The 16,191-nt window shown below is 42.8% G+C and carries 15 protein-coding genes; 11 read left to right on the top strand and 4 right to left on the bottom strand.

Going from position 1 to position 16,191, the window contains the following annotated elements; genetic code table 11:
- Nucleotides 1–294: 294 nt before the first annotated feature.
- The 5 genes from BLQ60_RS11415 (at nucleotide 295) to BLQ60_RS11395 (ending at nucleotide 6,881) form a co-directional block, all read left to right on the top strand.
- On the top strand, nucleotides 295–2,667 hold the full coding sequence (locus BLQ60_RS11415) for a tetratricopeptide repeat protein (RefSeq protein WP_092620544.1): 2,373 nt from the start codon (nucleotides 295–297) through the stop codon (nucleotides 2,665–2,667).
- Between the two features lie 10 nt (nucleotides 2,668–2,677).
- Nucleotides 2,678–3,106, top strand: a complete 429-nt coding sequence (locus BLQ60_RS11410) for a CREC-EF hand family protein (RefSeq protein ID WP_244516035.1) — start codon at nucleotides 2,678–2,680, stop codon at nucleotides 3,104–3,106.
- Nucleotides 3,107–3,182: 76 nt separating this feature from the next.
- The gene (locus BLQ60_RS11405) at nucleotides 3,183–4,835 is read left to right on the top strand and encodes a phosphoethanolamine transferase (RefSeq protein WP_092620541.1); all 1,653 of its coding nucleotides are present in this window, start codon (nucleotides 3,183–3,185) and stop codon (nucleotides 4,833–4,835) included.
- 10 nt (nucleotides 4,836–4,845) lie between these two features.
- Nucleotides 4,846–5,541 carry a response regulator transcription factor gene (locus BLQ60_RS11400; protein ID WP_092620695.1) on the top strand — a complete coding sequence of 232 codons (696 nt, stop codon included), beginning with the start codon at nucleotides 4,846–4,848 and terminating at the stop codon, nucleotides 5,539–5,541.
- Between the two features lie 17 nt (nucleotides 5,542–5,558).
- Nucleotides 5,559–6,881: a sensor histidine kinase gene (locus tag BLQ60_RS11395; RefSeq protein WP_092620538.1), complete on the top strand. Its 1,323-nt coding sequence runs from the start codon at nucleotides 5,559–5,561 to the stop codon at nucleotides 6,879–6,881.
- Here the strand turns inward: BLQ60_RS11395 and BLQ60_RS11390 are convergent.
- The 4 genes from BLQ60_RS11390 to BLQ60_RS11375 all read right to left on the bottom strand — a co-directional run bounded on the left by BLQ60_RS11390 (nucleotide 6,853) and on the right by BLQ60_RS11375 (nucleotide 10,128).
- Nucleotides 6,853–7,590 (bottom strand): phosphatase PAP2 family protein, encoded by a 738-nt coding sequence (locus tag BLQ60_RS11390; protein WP_092620535.1) that lies wholly within the window; start codon nucleotides 7,588–7,590, stop codon nucleotides 6,853–6,855. The two genes, BLQ60_RS11395 and BLQ60_RS11390, sit on opposite strands and share 29 nt — an antisense overlap.
- Before the next feature lie 131 nt (nucleotides 7,591–7,721).
- Nucleotides 7,722–8,957, bottom strand: a complete 1,236-nt coding sequence (gene gltS / locus BLQ60_RS11385) for a sodium/glutamate symporter (protein ID WP_092620532.1) — start codon at nucleotides 8,955–8,957, stop codon at nucleotides 7,722–7,724.
- 342 nt (nucleotides 8,958–9,299) lie between these two features.
- Nucleotides 9,300–9,821, bottom strand: a complete 522-nt coding sequence (locus tag BLQ60_RS11380; protein WP_092620529.1) for a YecA/YgfB family protein — start codon at nucleotides 9,819–9,821, stop codon at nucleotides 9,300–9,302.
- A 91-nt stretch (nucleotides 9,822–9,912) separates the two neighbouring features.
- A complete protein-coding gene (locus BLQ60_RS11375; RefSeq protein WP_092620526.1) occupies nucleotides 9,913–10,128 on the bottom strand; it encodes a PA3496 family putative envelope integrity protein in 216 nt (71 codons plus the stop codon).
- 596 nt (nucleotides 10,129–10,724) lie between these two features.
- On the opposite strand from BLQ60_RS11375, the gene rpoD reads away from it, so the two are divergent.
- The 6 genes from rpoD (at nucleotide 10,725) to BLQ60_RS11345 (ending at nucleotide 16,074) form a co-directional block, all read left to right on the top strand.
- Nucleotides 10,725–12,632, top strand: coding sequence for an RNA polymerase sigma factor RpoD (gene rpoD, locus BLQ60_RS11370; RefSeq protein WP_092620523.1), 1,908 nt, complete (start codon nucleotides 10,725–10,727; stop codon nucleotides 12,630–12,632).
- Between the two features lie 147 nt (nucleotides 12,633–12,779).
- Entirely contained in the window at nucleotides 12,780–13,067 is a 288-nt protein-coding gene (locus BLQ60_RS11365; RefSeq protein WP_092620520.1) for a YbeD family protein, read from the top strand.
- Between the two features lie 132 nt (nucleotides 13,068–13,199).
- Nucleotides 13,200–13,490, top strand: a complete 291-nt coding sequence (locus BLQ60_RS11360) for a hypothetical protein (protein ID WP_092620517.1) — start codon at nucleotides 13,200–13,202, stop codon at nucleotides 13,488–13,490.
- Between the two features lie 125 nt (nucleotides 13,491–13,615).
- On the top strand, nucleotides 13,616–14,284 hold the full coding sequence (lipB, locus tag BLQ60_RS11355) for a lipoyl(octanoyl) transferase LipB (protein ID WP_092620514.1): 669 nt from the start codon (nucleotides 13,616–13,618) through the stop codon (nucleotides 14,282–14,284).
- Nucleotides 14,285–14,356: 72 nt separating this feature from the next.
- Nucleotides 14,357–14,890 carry a hypothetical protein gene (locus BLQ60_RS11350; protein WP_092620511.1) on the top strand — a complete coding sequence of 178 codons (534 nt, stop codon included), beginning with the start codon at nucleotides 14,357–14,359 and terminating at the stop codon, nucleotides 14,888–14,890.
- The gene (locus BLQ60_RS11345; protein ID WP_092620508.1) at nucleotides 14,890–16,074 is read left to right on the top strand and encodes an iron-containing alcohol dehydrogenase; all 1,185 of its coding nucleotides are present in this window, start codon (nucleotides 14,890–14,892) and stop codon (nucleotides 16,072–16,074) included. Before BLQ60_RS11350 ends, BLQ60_RS11345 begins: the two co-directional genes overlap by 1 nt.
- Nucleotides 16,075–16,191 lie beyond the last annotated feature (117 nt).

The raw sequence follows: 16,191 nt of genomic DNA, 5'->3' as shown, positions 1-16,191 counted from the left end.
ACATAAGACAGCTTCACTTTGAAGCTACCTCAAAGGCTTCTAGACTCATTCCATTAAGATGCGAATGGTGCCTAATTCGATTGTAAAATAACTCGATGTAATCAAACAGATCGACTCAATATTTGGATCGTATTTTTTAATCAGATAGTAGATGCATATAGAAATCAGTAACACATAATTTGAGCATTCAAACCGTTACATTTACACCTTTGTCCTCTGTATCTGTGCAGACTATGATGGATTACATGGAAGATCAAAAATACTGAACACTCACAGAATAAGGCAAAAATAAAAATGGGATACGACATCAGCTACCATCCAATCGATGCACAAGATATACAGACTCGCTATTTCGAGGTACTCTCACAGCCAGAACGCTTGGGCACACTATGCCAAGATGCGCAGATTGATGCCTTTTATCAGGACAAATATCAACAGATCATCGACATTGCGAAGCAGGCAAGCTCTGAGCAATTCTTTGACAATACGCACGGCTATTATATTGCCAATATTCAGGGGCTATTTGCGCCGTATAACTATGTGCGTGGTGGTGCGTTTACATTTTTAATGGAAATTTATCCACATTATCAGCAGTATACCCAGCCGTGGTCAGTCCTTTTAGAACAAACTATCAATCGTCCAGAACTCATAACGCATCAGCATATCCCAAAGCAACGTATTGAAAATCGAATCAGTCAAAATTACAGTTCAGGTGTTTATCTCAGCCCTGACGCTGTGGTGCAGCTCTTGGCGGATTATGAAAATGACAACATGATTCGCTCAGAGCTAGAGACTTATTTTTCACATGGTCGAATTGCGGTATTTTTAAAGGCATTACAGGCAGCCAAAACTGCGCAAAAAGGGCTACTTGAAGCCACAGAAGTGATCGAACCAAATCCGTTTCAGCTTGATCAAAGCCAATGCTACTCCGACCTCAGTCATGTCGATCCTAGCGGACTCGCCCTCTATGCGCAGGCTGCACATGATCAGCTTGCACAAGTACAGGAGAGTGCGCAAGAAACAAGTCCCACACAGGCAAACGCTTTAGAGCAACAGTATCAGCACTATGTTACACAGATACTAGACGCTGATAGCGAACAACTTCCAGAGATTGAGCCCCAGCTTAAGACACTGCTTGCGGAATATCCAAATCAAGGCAAAATCTATTTTGCTTTAGGTTGGTTAAATACTTTATACGATACAGCACAGTCGTATCAGAAGAGTCTGGATTATTTTCAGCAAGCCATTGATCAAGGCTATCGGCATTTTTACTTAGATCATCTGATCGGTACGGCGCATCAAGCACTTGGCAAAAATCCAGAAGCCATCAGCGCATATCAGCATAGTCTGATGCTCTACCCTTATTTTGAATTAAACCATGTGCGTATCGGCGACATTTATGAACAAGCGAACGATTGGCAAAATGCCAAATCTGCTTATGAATCTGCGATACAGTGCAATGCTGGACGAGCTGAATATTTTAATAATCTCGGCGTGTATTGTGGCAAATTAGGCTTGGCAGATCAGGAAATCGCACATTATCAGCGAGCGCTGGCGATGTCGCCACATTATTATGATGCCTATAAAAATCTCGCTTGGGCACTGTATGCACAGCAAAACTATGTGCAAAGTCAACGGATTGCGACACAGGCTTTGGCGCAGACCACCGATCACATCGTTCAGTGTCACGATGTATTTTATGATGTGCTGGGTCGTAGTGCAGTAAAGTTAGGCGAAACGGCGCAAGCAGTCGATTATTTTCAGCAAGGTATTGCGAAATATCCACAATACGGCGCCAATTATTTTGAACTTGCCAGCATTTATGACCAGCAAAAGCAGTCGCAAAAAGCCCTTGAATTATTCAATCATTATCTCACGTTGAAACCGTCGGATGGCTTTGCCTATTATAAACGTGGCAAGTTATACAGCCGTGCTGAGCAATACGCTCTCGCCGAAGCCGATTTTCTCCAAGCGATTGCCCATCACGATCAGAGCGCAAATACCTATACCAGCTTAGGCTATGTTTATGATGCACTGAAACAACCTGAAAAAGCTGTGGAAGCCTATCAGCAGGCGGTGCTGCTTGAGCCAGACTATGCAATGGCACATGCCAATATGGCGATTAGCTACTGGGATTTGGGACAGCACGATTTGGCAATACAAAAGCTCAAAGATGCACTCGCCATTCAGCCTGACTACCAATCTGCTTTATTTAACCATGCGATTTACTTGCAGAAATTAAATCGTGTCGATGAAGCGATTGCTGCCTATTTAACGCTGATCACCCATTATCCACAGCACAAATTGGCGCACCTTAATGTCGCTTATCTGTACTATGATCGGCAACAGTGGCAACAAGCCATTGATCACTTTCAGGTGGTGTTAAACTTAGAGCCAAACCACTATCATGCGATTACCCATATTGCCTCGAGTTATTATCGCTTGGCAAATGATGAACAGGCGAAAATATACTACAGCCAAGCCATTGAACTGAAACCAGACATGGCGCAAAACTATTACAATCGAGGTCTGTGTTATCAAAATCTCAGTGAATCACAACTCGCCATCGCTGATTTTGAAACCGTGCTCAAACTCGATCCAAATCATGAAAAAGCCAAAGCCGCATTGGCAAAATTAAAGCCCCCAAAGAAATCATGGTTTTGGTAGGGAGAGATACATGATTCTAAAAATGGACTCTATGAAAAAGCACACAGCGCAACTGCTGATGCTTGCCCTGCTCTATGGCACTACCTTTGCCACATGGGCATGTGACCCTGCATCGGTGCAATGGGAACAATTGTACAAAGACTATGATCGCAATCATGATCAGCAATTCGATACTGTGGAATGGGTTTCATTAATAGAGCTTAAAAATCAATCTTATCAATGGCAAGAGCCATTGAATCCCCTTGATCCGACACGTAATAAAATTTTTCTCGAACTCGATCAAGATCACAACAAACTGCTCAGCCAAGAAGAAATGTACAATATTTATCGTTTTTTTCCTGATCCTTGCGCCGACTGGAACCGTGAGCAAAGTGAAAAACTTCATCAGCAAAATAAGACATTCAGCTGGTTAGACTGGCTGAAATCACACCTCAACTAAACAAAACTGCTTCGCCTTAAGTGTTTTTTAAGGTTCAAAACGTACATTGCCTCTATACCGTTGTAACGAGGCTGTCGTGTCTACTTCAAAAACTTTTCATTTATGGCAAAAACCAATTCGACTCAGTACGTTTATTTTGCTGTTTTCGATATGGTTGACCTTGAGTTTAAATTTTATTTTTTTCCAAAAACTATATACTTTAACACCTTATGGTGGCTTGCCTGCCTTGGGTTTTATCGTGGTGATGGTGATCGTACTGATCGCCTATTTCAACCTCATTTTCAACCTATTGATGTGGCGCCCGACAGCAAAGTTTTTTGCCATTTTTTTCCTCCTCATCGGTGGTGCAGCCAGTTACGTCAATAGCCTTGGTGTAGGCATCGACGCCTATCAAATCCAAAATCTAGTGGAAACCGATCCACGAGAAGCCATGGACTTGATGTCCTCACAGGTGCTACTGTGGGTTGTGGCGCTTTTGGCTGTGCCACTGATGTTTTTTCTACCGATCAAAATTCAAAAAAATAGTCTTGGAAATACTATAAAAAGCAAACTGATCATAGTGGTAGCGAGCTTTGCGGTGATTGCCTCAGGTGCTTTTATGTACTATGCCGATTTAGCAGCCATTTTTCGAGAACATCGAGATTTGAAAAGTTTTATCAGTCCGCAAAACGTCGTGGCTTCCTCATGGTCATATTATAAAAAATTACAGCCGAAGAAAAACTTACCCCTAGTCGCTTATGGTGTAGATGCGCATCAAGTCAAAACTGCCAGTCAAACTACACCTAAGCTGTTGGTGTTAGTGATAGGTGAAACTGCACGTGCAGAAAGTTTTTCTTTAAATGGTTATGCTCGAAATACCAATCCTGAACTGTCCAAATTACCCATCATCAATTTTAGCCAAGTCAGCTCGTGTGGCACATCCACCGCTGTTTCTGTACCATGCATGTTCTCGGGCATGCAAAGAGCTGACTATGACGCCAAACTGGCACGGCATCGGGAAAATTTACTCGATATTCTACAGCGAGCAGGCTATAAAGTGACATGGATTGATAATAATTCTGGCTGTAAAGAAGTCTGCAATCGCATCGAGCAATATCAGCCTTCAAAAGCACTACAAACCAAGTGGTGCAAAGATGGTGAATGCTATGACGAAATATTGAATGACACGTTGAAAGAATATGTCCGTCAGATTCCAGCCGACGATCGCCAGCCTCGGGTCATCGTCTTGCATCAAATGGGCAGTCATGGTCCCGCTTACTTTAAACGTAGCACGGCACCCTATCAATATTTCAAGCCATTTTGTCATAGCAATGCCATCCAAGGATGTTCCCATCAAGAGCTGATCAATGTCTATGACAATAGCATCGCCTATACCGATCACGTCTTAGCACAAACCATTGACACATTGGCGCAGTTTAAGCAGTATCAGACTGCGATGTGGTACCTATCAGATCATGGTGAATCCACGGGTGAGCATGGCTTATATTTACATGGCACACCCTATATGATGGCACCCTCACAGCAGACGCATGTGCCGATGATTCTTTGGTTTTCACCCGCTTGGCAAGCCGAACATGCGCAAGATGTACAATGTTTGAATCGCATCAACCAGCAAGCGCTCAGCCAAGATCATTTATTTTCGACCGTCATGAGCTTACTGCATGTCGATAGTCAGGTAAAGTCAAAACAATATGACCTCTTACAACAATGTCATCAGGTGAATGCTTAATATGAGCGACATGAACACTTTGCATCAGCCACTCAACATCTTGTTGATCGAAGATGACTTTCTGATTGCACAATCCGTGCAACAATTGTTAGAGCTTGAAAATATGAAAGTACACTGGGTCAACAATGGCATGGATGGCTTGAATCATCTGCAACATTTTGGCGTTGATCTGGTGCTATTAGATATTGGCTTACCGAGCATGAATGGCTTTGAAGTCTTGCGCAAGATCAGACAGCGCAATCAATTGCCCGTGATCGTGATTTCTGCACGAGATCAGATACGTGATCGTTTGGACATTTTGCAAAATGGTGGTGATGATTATTTGGTTAAACCCTTTGATTTTGACGAGCTCATTGCCCGCATCTATGCTGTTATTCGACGTAGCCGACCAGAACATCAATTGATTTCCGAGAGTCTGAGCTACCTCGATTTGCGTATGGATCTCAGTACACATCAAGCCTATTGGAAAATGGAAATGGTAGATTTTTCCAAAAAAGAATGGCTACTCCTCGAAAGTTTTCTCAGCACACCGTATAAAATCTTTAGCAAATCCGAGTTAGAAGAAAAACTCTACCAAGAAGATGATGATATTCAGAGCAATACCGTCGAAGTCTATATTCATAAACTACGGCAAAAGCTCGATAAACACTTTATCAAAACCATTCGTGGCATTGGATATAAATTGGGCGATGATTTATCACAGTGAGATAGGTGAAATACAGCATGACCAAGACCACTTATTCGATCCGAAAGCGTGCCTTGTTGATCAGTATCTTGATCAGCCTCTTGGTTTTTATTGCGATGTTCTTCGCAGCCTATCGCATCTCATATCATGAAACCGAAGAAATCCTCGATCAACGACTGCAAAGTATGGCAGAGTGGATCGCAGAAAATGCACCCAATCCACAGCAAAGCCATTTCGACACCTCAAAAACTTATCATGAAGAAGATGTTTTTATTGATATTACCCTCAACACCAAATTAAATTCGCCTCAAAACAGCATACTTTTCAAACAGCAACAACAAGCAGGCTTGTATCGTCAGCCACAAGATCAGCATCAATTTATCGCTTACATCATTCCTCTTGCCGATCGACAAATTCAAGTCGCACAGCCCCTCTATGTTCGTCGTGAGTTGGCAATCGAATTGGCAGGTTCGATGTTAATCCCTTATCTCATCGCCCTCCCTTTATTGTTTATTCTGTTGTACTGGGGGATCGATCGTGCTTTTGCACCAATTCGACAGTTACAAGGTGAGTTTTCTCGGCGTCAATATCATGATCTTAGCGCATTATCAAAAGAGGACTATCCGCAAGAGCTTTCTGCAATCATTGCCGAAACCAATGCTTTATTCTCAAGGATTGAAGTTGCACAGCACGCACAAAATGAGTTTATCGCCCACGCTGCGCACGAACTACGTTCACCACTGACTGCGGTCAATTTACAAATTAAAATGCTTCAAAAAGAAGTGCCTGATTCTAAAACAGCACAACAACTGATGAGCAGTATTTTACGTTTACAACATTTGGTACAACAACTGCTCGACCTTGCAAAGCAAGGCGAAACCACACAATTGGATGCGGAGCAAGTTACCCTACAAGCCCTGCTGCTCGATGTGGTACAAGACCTCTATCCGTTGATTCATAAGAAAAAAATTGACCTCTCGCTCGAGGCACCAGATGAAAAAATTGAACTTTTAATCAATCGCCATGCCCTACATTTAACTTTACGCAATTTGCTCGACAATGCGGTGAAATACACACCTGAGCTAGGTAAGGTGCAGATTAGTATCAACCCACCGAGTGTTGTTTCAGCGCGATCTATGATTGAGCTGATTATTGAAGATTCAGGGATAGGCATTGCTGAACATGAGTATGCGAACATCATGCAAAAATTCTATCGCATCAATAATGTGGGTATTGGTAGTGGTTTGGGCTTATCCATAGTCGAAAAATCGTTAGAAAAACTCAATGCCAAAATCCAGTTTGAAAAAAGCACCACATTAAATGGCTTAAAAGTTACTCTCTGGATTCCGCTACACTCTTAAAATTATGGCGACAGATGGTGTTTCTTTTTTGATACTGCGCTCGAACAAGCATGCCACAGCAACATAAAAATCCGACTAAAAAGCACAGCCACATCGTCCATAGGTTATGGCTCATAAAATGTGCACCACGCATCGTCTGTACCCACCCCATCCCTGTACCCAAAATCAACCCACTGAACAGATAAAATAATGCAAGCCGTTTTTGCACAGGATAAAAGGCAAAAAAACCAGTCAGCCACGCATAACCCAAACTCGCATGCCCACCTGGGAAGCAACCGCCCTCACCCAACTTCGGTAGAAATTGAACAATACCCGACGTCTGCAAACTGGTTTGATCCAAAATATCCCACGGACAAGAATGACTAGAATAGTGCTTAAAAATTGACACCACGCTCATACTCAGGAGTGCCATCATCAAAAAGGTCGCATATTGCGCACGATACCGAAGTTGTAACGATTTGGGCAAAATACGATGCAAACACAGACGCACTAGCAAAAAAACCAAGATAAAAGTCAGCCAATGTTTAAGATAACCATGTGCAAATTGATCATACCACCAATATTTTTTCAGCTGAAAACCCAAAGGCACATTGACAAAAGGATGGATGAACTGCTGATCTAAGGAACCACCCACAGGCATCAGCCACAGCAAAGCACATGCTGAACAAAGTAAAATCAGCGCATTGCACAATATAAATTTTCTTGACATCGTCTCACATCAGCACACCGTCGATGGCAGTACATTGTCCTGAGTTTTCTTAATTTTGACTTAAATACCAATATTTAAAACAAAAAAAGCACCGCTTATCGCAGTGCTGATTTCGTTCAGTTAAAAATCAATTAGCCAAAGAATTTTAATAAGGTCTGGATCACCACCACATTCACCAAGTCAATAAAGAACGCACCTGCTAGCGGCACGATCAAGAATGCTTTGTGCGAAGGACCATACATATTGGTAATTGCTTGCATATTGGCAATCGCCGTCGGCGTCGCCCCCATACCAAAACCACAATGACCCGCTGCAAGTACCGCCGCATCATAGTTGCTCCCCATGATTTTAAAGGTCACAAAGGCAGCAAAAAGCGCCATCACCACCGTTTGAAGTGACAAGATAATCACCAAAGGACCAGCCAAATCCACCAATTGCCACAATTTTAAGGACAAGAGAGCCATCGCTAAGAACAGACTCAATGACGCATTACCAAATACATCAATCGCACGGTCAAAAATCGGTACACGCACCACAGACTCAAGGAAGTTACGCACGATCACACCGCCGAGCAATGCCCAAACGAATGTTGGTAGTTCAAAGCTGGTGCCTTTGGCAATATCGGTCATCAAATTACCAAATGCCAAACACGCAGCAAACATCGCCAAGGTACTGATCGCATTATCTGCAGTAATCAGACGTGTCTTATGCGGAAACTCAAATGTCGTATGTTCACCCGTCGGCGCCACTGGAATTTTATCATCACGAATTTCTTCACGTACGCTACGACCAGTCGCTAGACCGTGACGCTCGATCAAGAATTTCGCCACAGGACCACCGATCAAGCCACCGATGACCAGACCAAAAGTCGCACTCGCCATACCCAGTGTGGTTGCGCCCTCTAGACCGTATTTAGTTTCGAGAATATGTCCCCAAGCACCTGCCGTACCATGCCCACCCGTTAATGTAATCGAGCCTGTGATCAAGCCCATCAATGGATCCAGACCGATGACACTCGCCAAGCCCATACCCACCAAGTTTTGAATCAAGATGTAGGCACTAATCGCCAACAAAAAGATAAATAATCCAAAACCACCTTCTTTGAGCTTAGACAGGTTTGCACCCAAACCAATCGAAGCAAAGAACACCAGCATAAAGCCCGTTTGTAACTCAGAACTAAATTTCCCACTGACCCCAAAGACCAAATACACCAAATATGCCAAAATCGCTGCAATCAATCCACCAGCAACAGGTTCAGGGATATTGTAGTTTCTTAAAAATGGAATCTTGTAGACCAATAATCGACCCAGCAACAATACGAATGTGCCTGCGATCAAGGTATAATATGCGTTAAAAGTGTATTCCACTCATAATCTCCCTATTTTCAATCTGCTGTAGCAAATAGCATGCAAAATACTCACCAGTTTGATCACGTCAACCGATAAGGCGCAGCTAAAAGGTTAAACATTTGATACAGACGCTCATCCAATCCTTTTATCACGAATATATTTAACCTTAACCTAGACTAACCAATGTCGATTCAACGAGCAAATGAATATTTTACAAATACAATGTTTCATCTAAAAAAAACGCACCGAGATGATGCGTTTTAAAAATTTGTGGCAATTCTACTCGAAAAAACAAGCAAAATGTCAAAGTGCTTTTTCTTTGATCAGCATTGTGCTGAACCTGTCATGCGATGTTCAGCGTTACTCCGCATGATACAGTAAATAGATTTCTGTCAGGTTATCAGGAATTTCTTGAGCTAAATCATCCATCAACTGACCATTACGGCGAAAAGATTCCATTTGTGGATCTTCTTCATCAATGCCGCTAAATACCATAATCGGCAAAGTGAGTTCGACTAAAGTTTCTTCAATTTCTTCGTTAAACCATGCTTCTTCATTGACGAACATGGCATCAACAAAGCCCACACTCCAGTCACCAAGACTCGAATCGACATCCGCCTCTTCAATCTCAAATGGAAATTCGATCAATTCCTCATTAGCCAAAGTCGATTGAAGCTCTTTGAGCCAGAGTTTGATTTGTTCGATGATTTCTTGAGGGACTTTCTTTTGATTTTGATCAAATAAATATCCAAGCCAATCGCTCAGTTCAGGACCCACCGCACAGGCACATAAAAAACCATGTGTTGCTGCAAAGTCCAAACCATACTCATTATTTTCGCCATCGAGGTAGTCACTCAATTGGTCTAAATCCAGCATTGCCATGTGTTGCCTTTTTCAATCATCGTGTTTAAAGGTGCCCATCATACCTGATTCAGGCTCGATTTTCATTGTCGACGATAACGCCTAGAATAGCTTATGCGTCTTCAAAATCATCTTCTTCAAAGTCATCGTCATAATCATTATCCAATGCTTTGAGCTCGCGTTCCAACTTGCGCTGTGCCAAGAGATCATCGATGAGACGACGCTTTTCTAAGGATTCTTTGGCGCTAATCTTTGCCGATGAATCATCAAAAGACGAGTCATCTTCGGCGTAGTTATCGTCCAGTTCAAAATCTTGTGTATCTGCCACGCAAACCACCTCAGCGAAAATAAAATAGGAGCTTTAAGCGCTATTTATAATTGCCACGTTTTTTTGTCAAGAAGTATTTACTATCACCTTGTTTTTTATCAGACTATTTTGGATTTAAAAGTCATTTTTTAAAGCTGTACAGATTTCAAATCGATTACTATCACCTCCATTGTAGATGGCATGATTGCGAATAAAAAGTTTTAACAGAAGATTGCAAATAAAAATTTCAACTGAAGATTACTAAGGCAGATTTTGAGGACAGATTTTTAGGAAAAATTTGATCGAAAATCTCAGCTGAATATTTCCCCCCAACTTTAAAGAAAGTCACTCGACATACAAGTATCGGAAAAAGCATTGGAAAAAACCATTGACACAAAGGCGCAAGTTTTACCCGCAGTGCTTGAAAATTTTAAAAATAGCCCAATATTGATCAATATTAGACACAAAGTGCCCCGTAGATCACAAGATAAAAATTCATTGCTACTAATTTTTCTGTCTTGTTTTTATGCTATGATGCGCTGTTTCACAGTCATTTGATTCAACCCCTTTTGATTCAAGCATTTTTTTGATTCAAAACATAAATAAAGTGAGCCAAGATGAGCGATATGCAATCCCCGACGACCTCTCAAATTGCGGTACTGATTAGCCGAGGCAAGGAACAAGGCTATTTAACTTATTCAGAAGTTAACGATCATCTCCCTGACTCTATCACTGAAAGCGAGCAAATTGAAGACATCATTCAAATGTTGAATGATGTGGGTATTCCTGTGCACGAGCGTGCGCCAGAATCCGACGACATGATGATGGAAGATTCACCTGATGCAGGTGATGATGTTGCCGCAGAAGAAGCAGCGGCTGTGCTGGCATCGGTTGAAACTGAACCTGGTCGCACCACTGACCCTGTGCGGATGTATATGCGTGAGATGGGTACGGTTGAGCTCCTGACCCGTGAAGGTGAGATCAGCATTGCCAAACGCATCGAAGACGGTATCCGTGATGTATTACATGCCATTGCCTACTGGCCAAAGACTGTTGAAGTCGTGCTCAACGAATATAAAGAAACCTTAGAAGAAGAACCACAACGTCGTTTAGCCGATGTGTTATCAGGTTATCTCGATCCTGAAACTGAAGAAGCAGTGCCTGAAATCGAAGACGACGCATCATTAGATGATGACGAAGAGAGTGACAACGACGATAAAAAATCGGGCAAAAAAGACGTCAATCTTGACGACGATCACGACGAAGATGGCGATGACGACGATTCTGATGACAGCGATGGCGATTCAGGTCCTGATCCAGAGATCGCACGCCAGCGTTTCGCCGAGTTAGAAGCGGCTTGGAATGAAACCAAAGCAGTACTTGCGGAACATGGTCGTCATAGTGACGTGGGACAGAAGCAACTCGAAGCGATGGCATCAGTATTTATGATGTTTAAGCTCACCCCACGTCTATTTGATTTGGTCGCAGAAATGATTCGTGGTACACACGATCAAATCCGTCACAGTGAACGAGAAATCATGCGTTATTCGATCCGCCGCGGTCGTATGAGCCGTGATGCATTCCGTCGTTCATTTCCTGGCAATGAGTCCAATATTGCATGGTTTGAAGAACAATTCTTGGCAGCAGACGATGCAATCAAACCGCATTTAGACAAAGTCCGCCCTGACGTTTTGGCATTCCAGCAAAAGATCGGTGATATCGAGTCTGAACTTGGTTTGAATGTCAAACAAATCAAAGAAATCTCAAAACGTATGGCAATTGGTGAAGCCAAAGCACGCCGTGCCAAGAAAGAGATGGTTGAAGCCAACCTGCGTTTGGTGATTTCGATTGCCAAGAAATATACCAACCGTGGCTTGCAATTCCTTGATTTGATTCAAGAGGGTAACATCGGTCTGATGAAAGCGGTAGATAAGTTTGAATATCGCCGTGGTTATAAGTTCTCAACTTATGCCACATGGTGGATTCGTCAGGCAATTACACGTTCAATCGCCGACCAAGCACGTACTATTCGTATCCCTGTACACATGATCGAAACCATTAACAAGATCAACCGTGTACAACGTCAGCTTCTTCAAGAAATGGGACGTGAGCCAACTCCTGAAGAACTCGGCGAACGCTTGGATATGGATGAAGTGAAAATCCGTAAAGTGCTGAAAATCGCCAAAGAACCGATTTCGATGGAAACGCCGATCGGTGATGATGAAGATTCGCATCTTGGTGACTTCATTGAGGACTTAAACATTACCTCACCTGTAGAAGCGGCAACCTCAGAAGGTCTACGTGAAGCGACTCGTGAAGTGCTTGAGAACTTGACTGAACGTGAAGCCAAAGTGTTGAAAATGCGTTTTGGTATCGACATGCCAACAGATCATACCTTGGAAGAAGTTGGTAAACAGTTTGATGTGACCCGTGAACGTATCCGTCAGATCGAAGCCAAAGCATTGCGTAAATTACGTCATCCATCTCGTTCTGAACACTTACGTTCGTTCTTGGAAAATGACTAATTGACTGCTTGCTAGAATGTGGTAATGCCCTTGAAAATCAAGCCATACACCCCATATAGTAAAGCATGAGATAAATCAGAAACGCCTGCATTTTTGCAGGCGTTTCAAATCAAACTATTTAATCATTTTCAAACTAGGAGAAGCATAATGATAGATCGCACCCCTTCTCGTGAGTTACAAGAGCATCTTTGGGTGTTCCCGATGGACTATCCGATCAAACTGATTGGCGAAACTTGCGATGAGCTGAACAATGCTGTAGTTGAGATTTTGGTCAAGCATTTTCCTGAGTTTGATGAAACGACGCTGAAATCACAGCCATCTCGTACAGGCAAATATAACTCGATCACCGCACAGTTGCGCTTTGAGGAGCTAGAACAAGTCCATGCCTTGTATGCAGATTTGGCAGCTTGTCCATATATCAAAACTGCGCTGTAATTATGCCCTATCACTAAACTCTCAATCCGTTGGGAGTTTTTTATTTTGTGCTTATTCATTCTCACTTATTTTGTCATGTTTAAAAATTTGATAACCTTAAGCCGAAATTTTCAAAAGCGTTTGAGTTAAAAAATGGAAAATAATCAGATGGAAAATCGGCAAGCCAACGCCGAGCAAATCAAGAAATATACTGCACTCGTCAAAACCTCTAAGATTAATCTATTCCTGACCCCAGTGATCTTGGCGATTCTCGCCTATTTTATCGGCTTAGATAAAATTCTTCGTGGCGATTCAATGTTACCTTTTGTCCTCGCCATTATGATCATTATCAATACATTGCAGTTTTTCTATTACCGCCATAAGTTAAAACAACTCCAGCAATCCGATAAACCCAAATCAGGCGGTGGTATCGAACGGATGTAATGCGCTTAAACTGCGTTACAATAGACCATCGCAGACAGGTTCATCCGACTATACTGTTGTTCAATGACGACTAAGCCGTATCGTTCAAATCAATGCTTTTAAAACCATCTTCCCAAGTTAATGTTATGCAAAATCAGCCCCAACTCATCATCAGAACATGTCGTGATCCGCAAGATTACACTGCACGCTTTGAAGCAATGAAGCGTTTTACCGAACAACGTGCTTTGCCAAGCAGCGATGCCGATATTCCCGATGAGCTGTGGCTATTGCAACACAACGATGTATTGACGCAAGGTCAGGCAGGAAAAGCAGAACATATCTTGATTCACTCTGATATTCCTGTGGTACAAAGCGACCGTGGCGGTCAAGTGACATGGCATGGTCGTGGGCAATTGATTGCTTATTTTTTGTTTGATTTGAATCGCTTGAAATGGCATGTGCGGGATTTGGTCGATTTTGCTGAAGAAATGATGCTGTGGTTATTGGCACAGTATGACATCAACGCTTACGCCAAAAAAGATGCGCCAGGGGTTTATGTCGATGAACGAAAAATCGGCTCACTGGGTTTTAAAATCCGCCGTGGGCGAAGCTATCACGGTTTTTCGCTCAATGTCGATTGTGATCTGAGTGGTTTTCAAACCATTAATCCTTGTGGCTATGCAGGATTGGAAATGGTGCGACTTTGCGACCTGCTAGATACAGCGCCCTCTTTTGAGGATTTATATGAAAAATGTCAGCAGTTCATCACTGAAAAACAGATTTTTGCAAATATTTCGGTAGAAGCTGATCAATAACACTTGCGTTCTTGTCAAAATCATTTAGAGTAATTACTCTAAATAAACATAATCTTTGACAAGGAACTGCATGTGATCAATAGCAAAGACGTCAAACCTCAATTACAACAAGGCTATGTCAAGCTGATGATGGATGTCATCGGGCGAGGTTTAGTGATGGCGAGCCAAGTCGATTCAGAGGTCAAATCTGAAATCGCAGGCTTTCCCGCCAACTTTACATTTTCCATGAGCGTGTTCCCTAATGGGCCGCAATTTGTGGCACGTGTCGATGAACAACATCGTTTAAATCTGGTGAAAAATCCGCAACAAAAGCCTGATCTAACCATCACCTTTAAGCATATTCATCATGCGTTTTTGGTCTTTTCATTCCAAGAAGGCACAGCGCAAGCCTTTGCCAATGACCGCATGGTGGCAGATGGAGAGCTGTCGCATGCCATTCGGTTGGTACGTTGCTTAAACAAAATGGAAGCGTTGATCTTGCCAAAAGTCATTGCCGACTTGGCAGTGAAAGAATATCCAAAACATTTATCATTAAAAGACAAGCTGACTGGTGCAGCGAATATTTATCTGAAAGTTGCTCAGTCATATTTTAAAGGAACTGCATAATGGCTAAACCATATTACGAATTTTTCTGCCCTGTCAAAGTCATTGCAGGCAATGCGGCGTTAGAACATATCCCCTTTGAACTTGCCACTTTGGGCGCAAAAAAACCACTGATCATCACCGATAAAGGCGTTCGTGCCAATGGATTATTGACGCCGATCGAAGCGGCTTTTGCTGAAGCAGATGCCAAGATTGCAGCGATCTTTGATGATGTACCACCCGACAGTAGTTTGCAGACCGTACGTGACGTGGCAAAAATGTACCGTGACAATGGTTGCGATGCGATCTTAGCGGTTGGTGGTGGTTCGGTGATTGATACCGCAAAAGCGACCAATATTCTGGTCTCCGAAGGCGGTGATGATCTGATGAAATACTCAGGTGCGCACAATCTTCCTAAGCCACTCAAACCATTTTTCGTGATCCCAACCACCTCTGGTACAGGCTCAGAAGTGACCATGATCGCTGTGGTGTCGGACACTGAGAAAAATGTCAAATTGCCATTTGCCTCATATTATTTGATGCCACATGCAGCGATTCTTGATCCACGCATGACCTTGACTTTGCCACCGCATTTGACCGCAATGACCGCAATGGATGCCATGACGCACGCTGTTGAAGCCTATACCTGTTTGGCTGCCAATCCGATCAGTGATGCCTATGCAACGGCGGCGATTAAAAAAGTCAGTCAGAATTTATTTAAAGTTTTGGAACGCCCTGAAGATGCGCAAGGTCGTCTTGAACTCGCTCAAGCATCGACCATGGCAGGCATCGCATTCTCTAACTCGATGGTTGGGGTGGTGCATTCGCTCGGTCATGCGCTGGGTGCAGTTGCGCACTTGCCACATGGCTTGTGTATGAATCTATTCTTGCCGTATGTGTTGGAATACAACCAAGATGTCAATGGCGACAAAATTGCCGACCTATTATTGCCACTTGCAGGTGCAGAAGTGTATGCGCACACCCCTGCTGATCAACGGGCTACTAAAGCAATCTCGGTGATCCGTGGCATGCGTGATGAGTTGCATAGTAAAACCAAGCTACCACGGACTTTGCAAGAAACGGGTAAGGTGAAGAAAGAACAACTGATCGACGTGGCGAAAAAAGCCCTCGATGACGGTTCGATTATCTACAATCCCAAAGAAGCCAATCTTGATGATTTAATGGGAATTTTGGAAAAAGCGTGGTAAGGCGAAATTAAAAAAGCATGCTGTAAAACAAAAGCCCTGATTGGTCAGGGCTTTTCATTTATGCTTTTCATTGATAGTTTTTTGTATAAATGCAAAATGAAAATACCCTGATCATTC

The organism is Acinetobacter marinus, from assembly GCF_900096915.1.
Lineage (GTDB): Bacteria > Pseudomonadota > Gammaproteobacteria > Pseudomonadales > Moraxellaceae > Acinetobacter > Acinetobacter marinus.
This window is presented reverse-complemented; position numbering and strand designations above follow the sequence as displayed.

Bases quoted from the DNA above. Each gene is read 5' to 3' on its own strand.
- BLQ60_RS11415 (WP_092620544.1), top strand. From the start codon at position 295: ATGGGATACGACATCAGCTACCATCCAATCGATGCACAAGATATACAG.
- BLQ60_RS11390 (WP_092620535.1), bottom strand. From the start codon at position 7,590: ATGTCAAGAAAATTTATATTGTGCAATGCGCTGATTTTACTTTGTTCA.
- BLQ60_RS11410 (WP_244516035.1), top strand. From the start codon at position 2,678: ATGATTCTAAAAATGGACTCTATGAAAAAGCACACAGCGCAACTGCTG.
- BLQ60_RS11395 (WP_092620538.1), top strand. From the start codon at position 5,559: ATGACCAAGACCACTTATTCGATCCGAAAGCGTGCCTTGTTGATCAGT.
- BLQ60_RS11365 (WP_092620520.1), top strand. From the start codon at position 12,780: ATGATAGATCGCACCCCTTCTCGTGAGTTACAAGAGCATCTTTGGGTG.
- rpoD (WP_092620523.1), top strand. From the start codon at position 10,725: ATGAGCGATATGCAATCCCCGACGACCTCTCAAATTGCGGTACTGATT.
- BLQ60_RS11345 (WP_092620508.1), top strand. From the start codon at position 14,890: ATGGCTAAACCATATTACGAATTTTTCTGCCCTGTCAAAGTCATTGCA.
- BLQ60_RS11380 (WP_092620529.1), bottom strand. From the start codon at position 9,821: ATGGCAATGCTGGATTTAGACCAATTGAGTGACTACCTCGATGGCGAA.
- BLQ60_RS11400 (WP_092620695.1), top strand. From the start codon at position 4,846: ATGAACACTTTGCATCAGCCACTCAACATCTTGTTGATCGAAGATGAC.
- BLQ60_RS11360 (WP_092620517.1), top strand. From the start codon at position 13,200: ATGGAAAATAATCAGATGGAAAATCGGCAAGCCAACGCCGAGCAAATC.
- lipB (WP_092620514.1), top strand. From the start codon at position 13,616: ATGCAAAATCAGCCCCAACTCATCATCAGAACATGTCGTGATCCGCAA.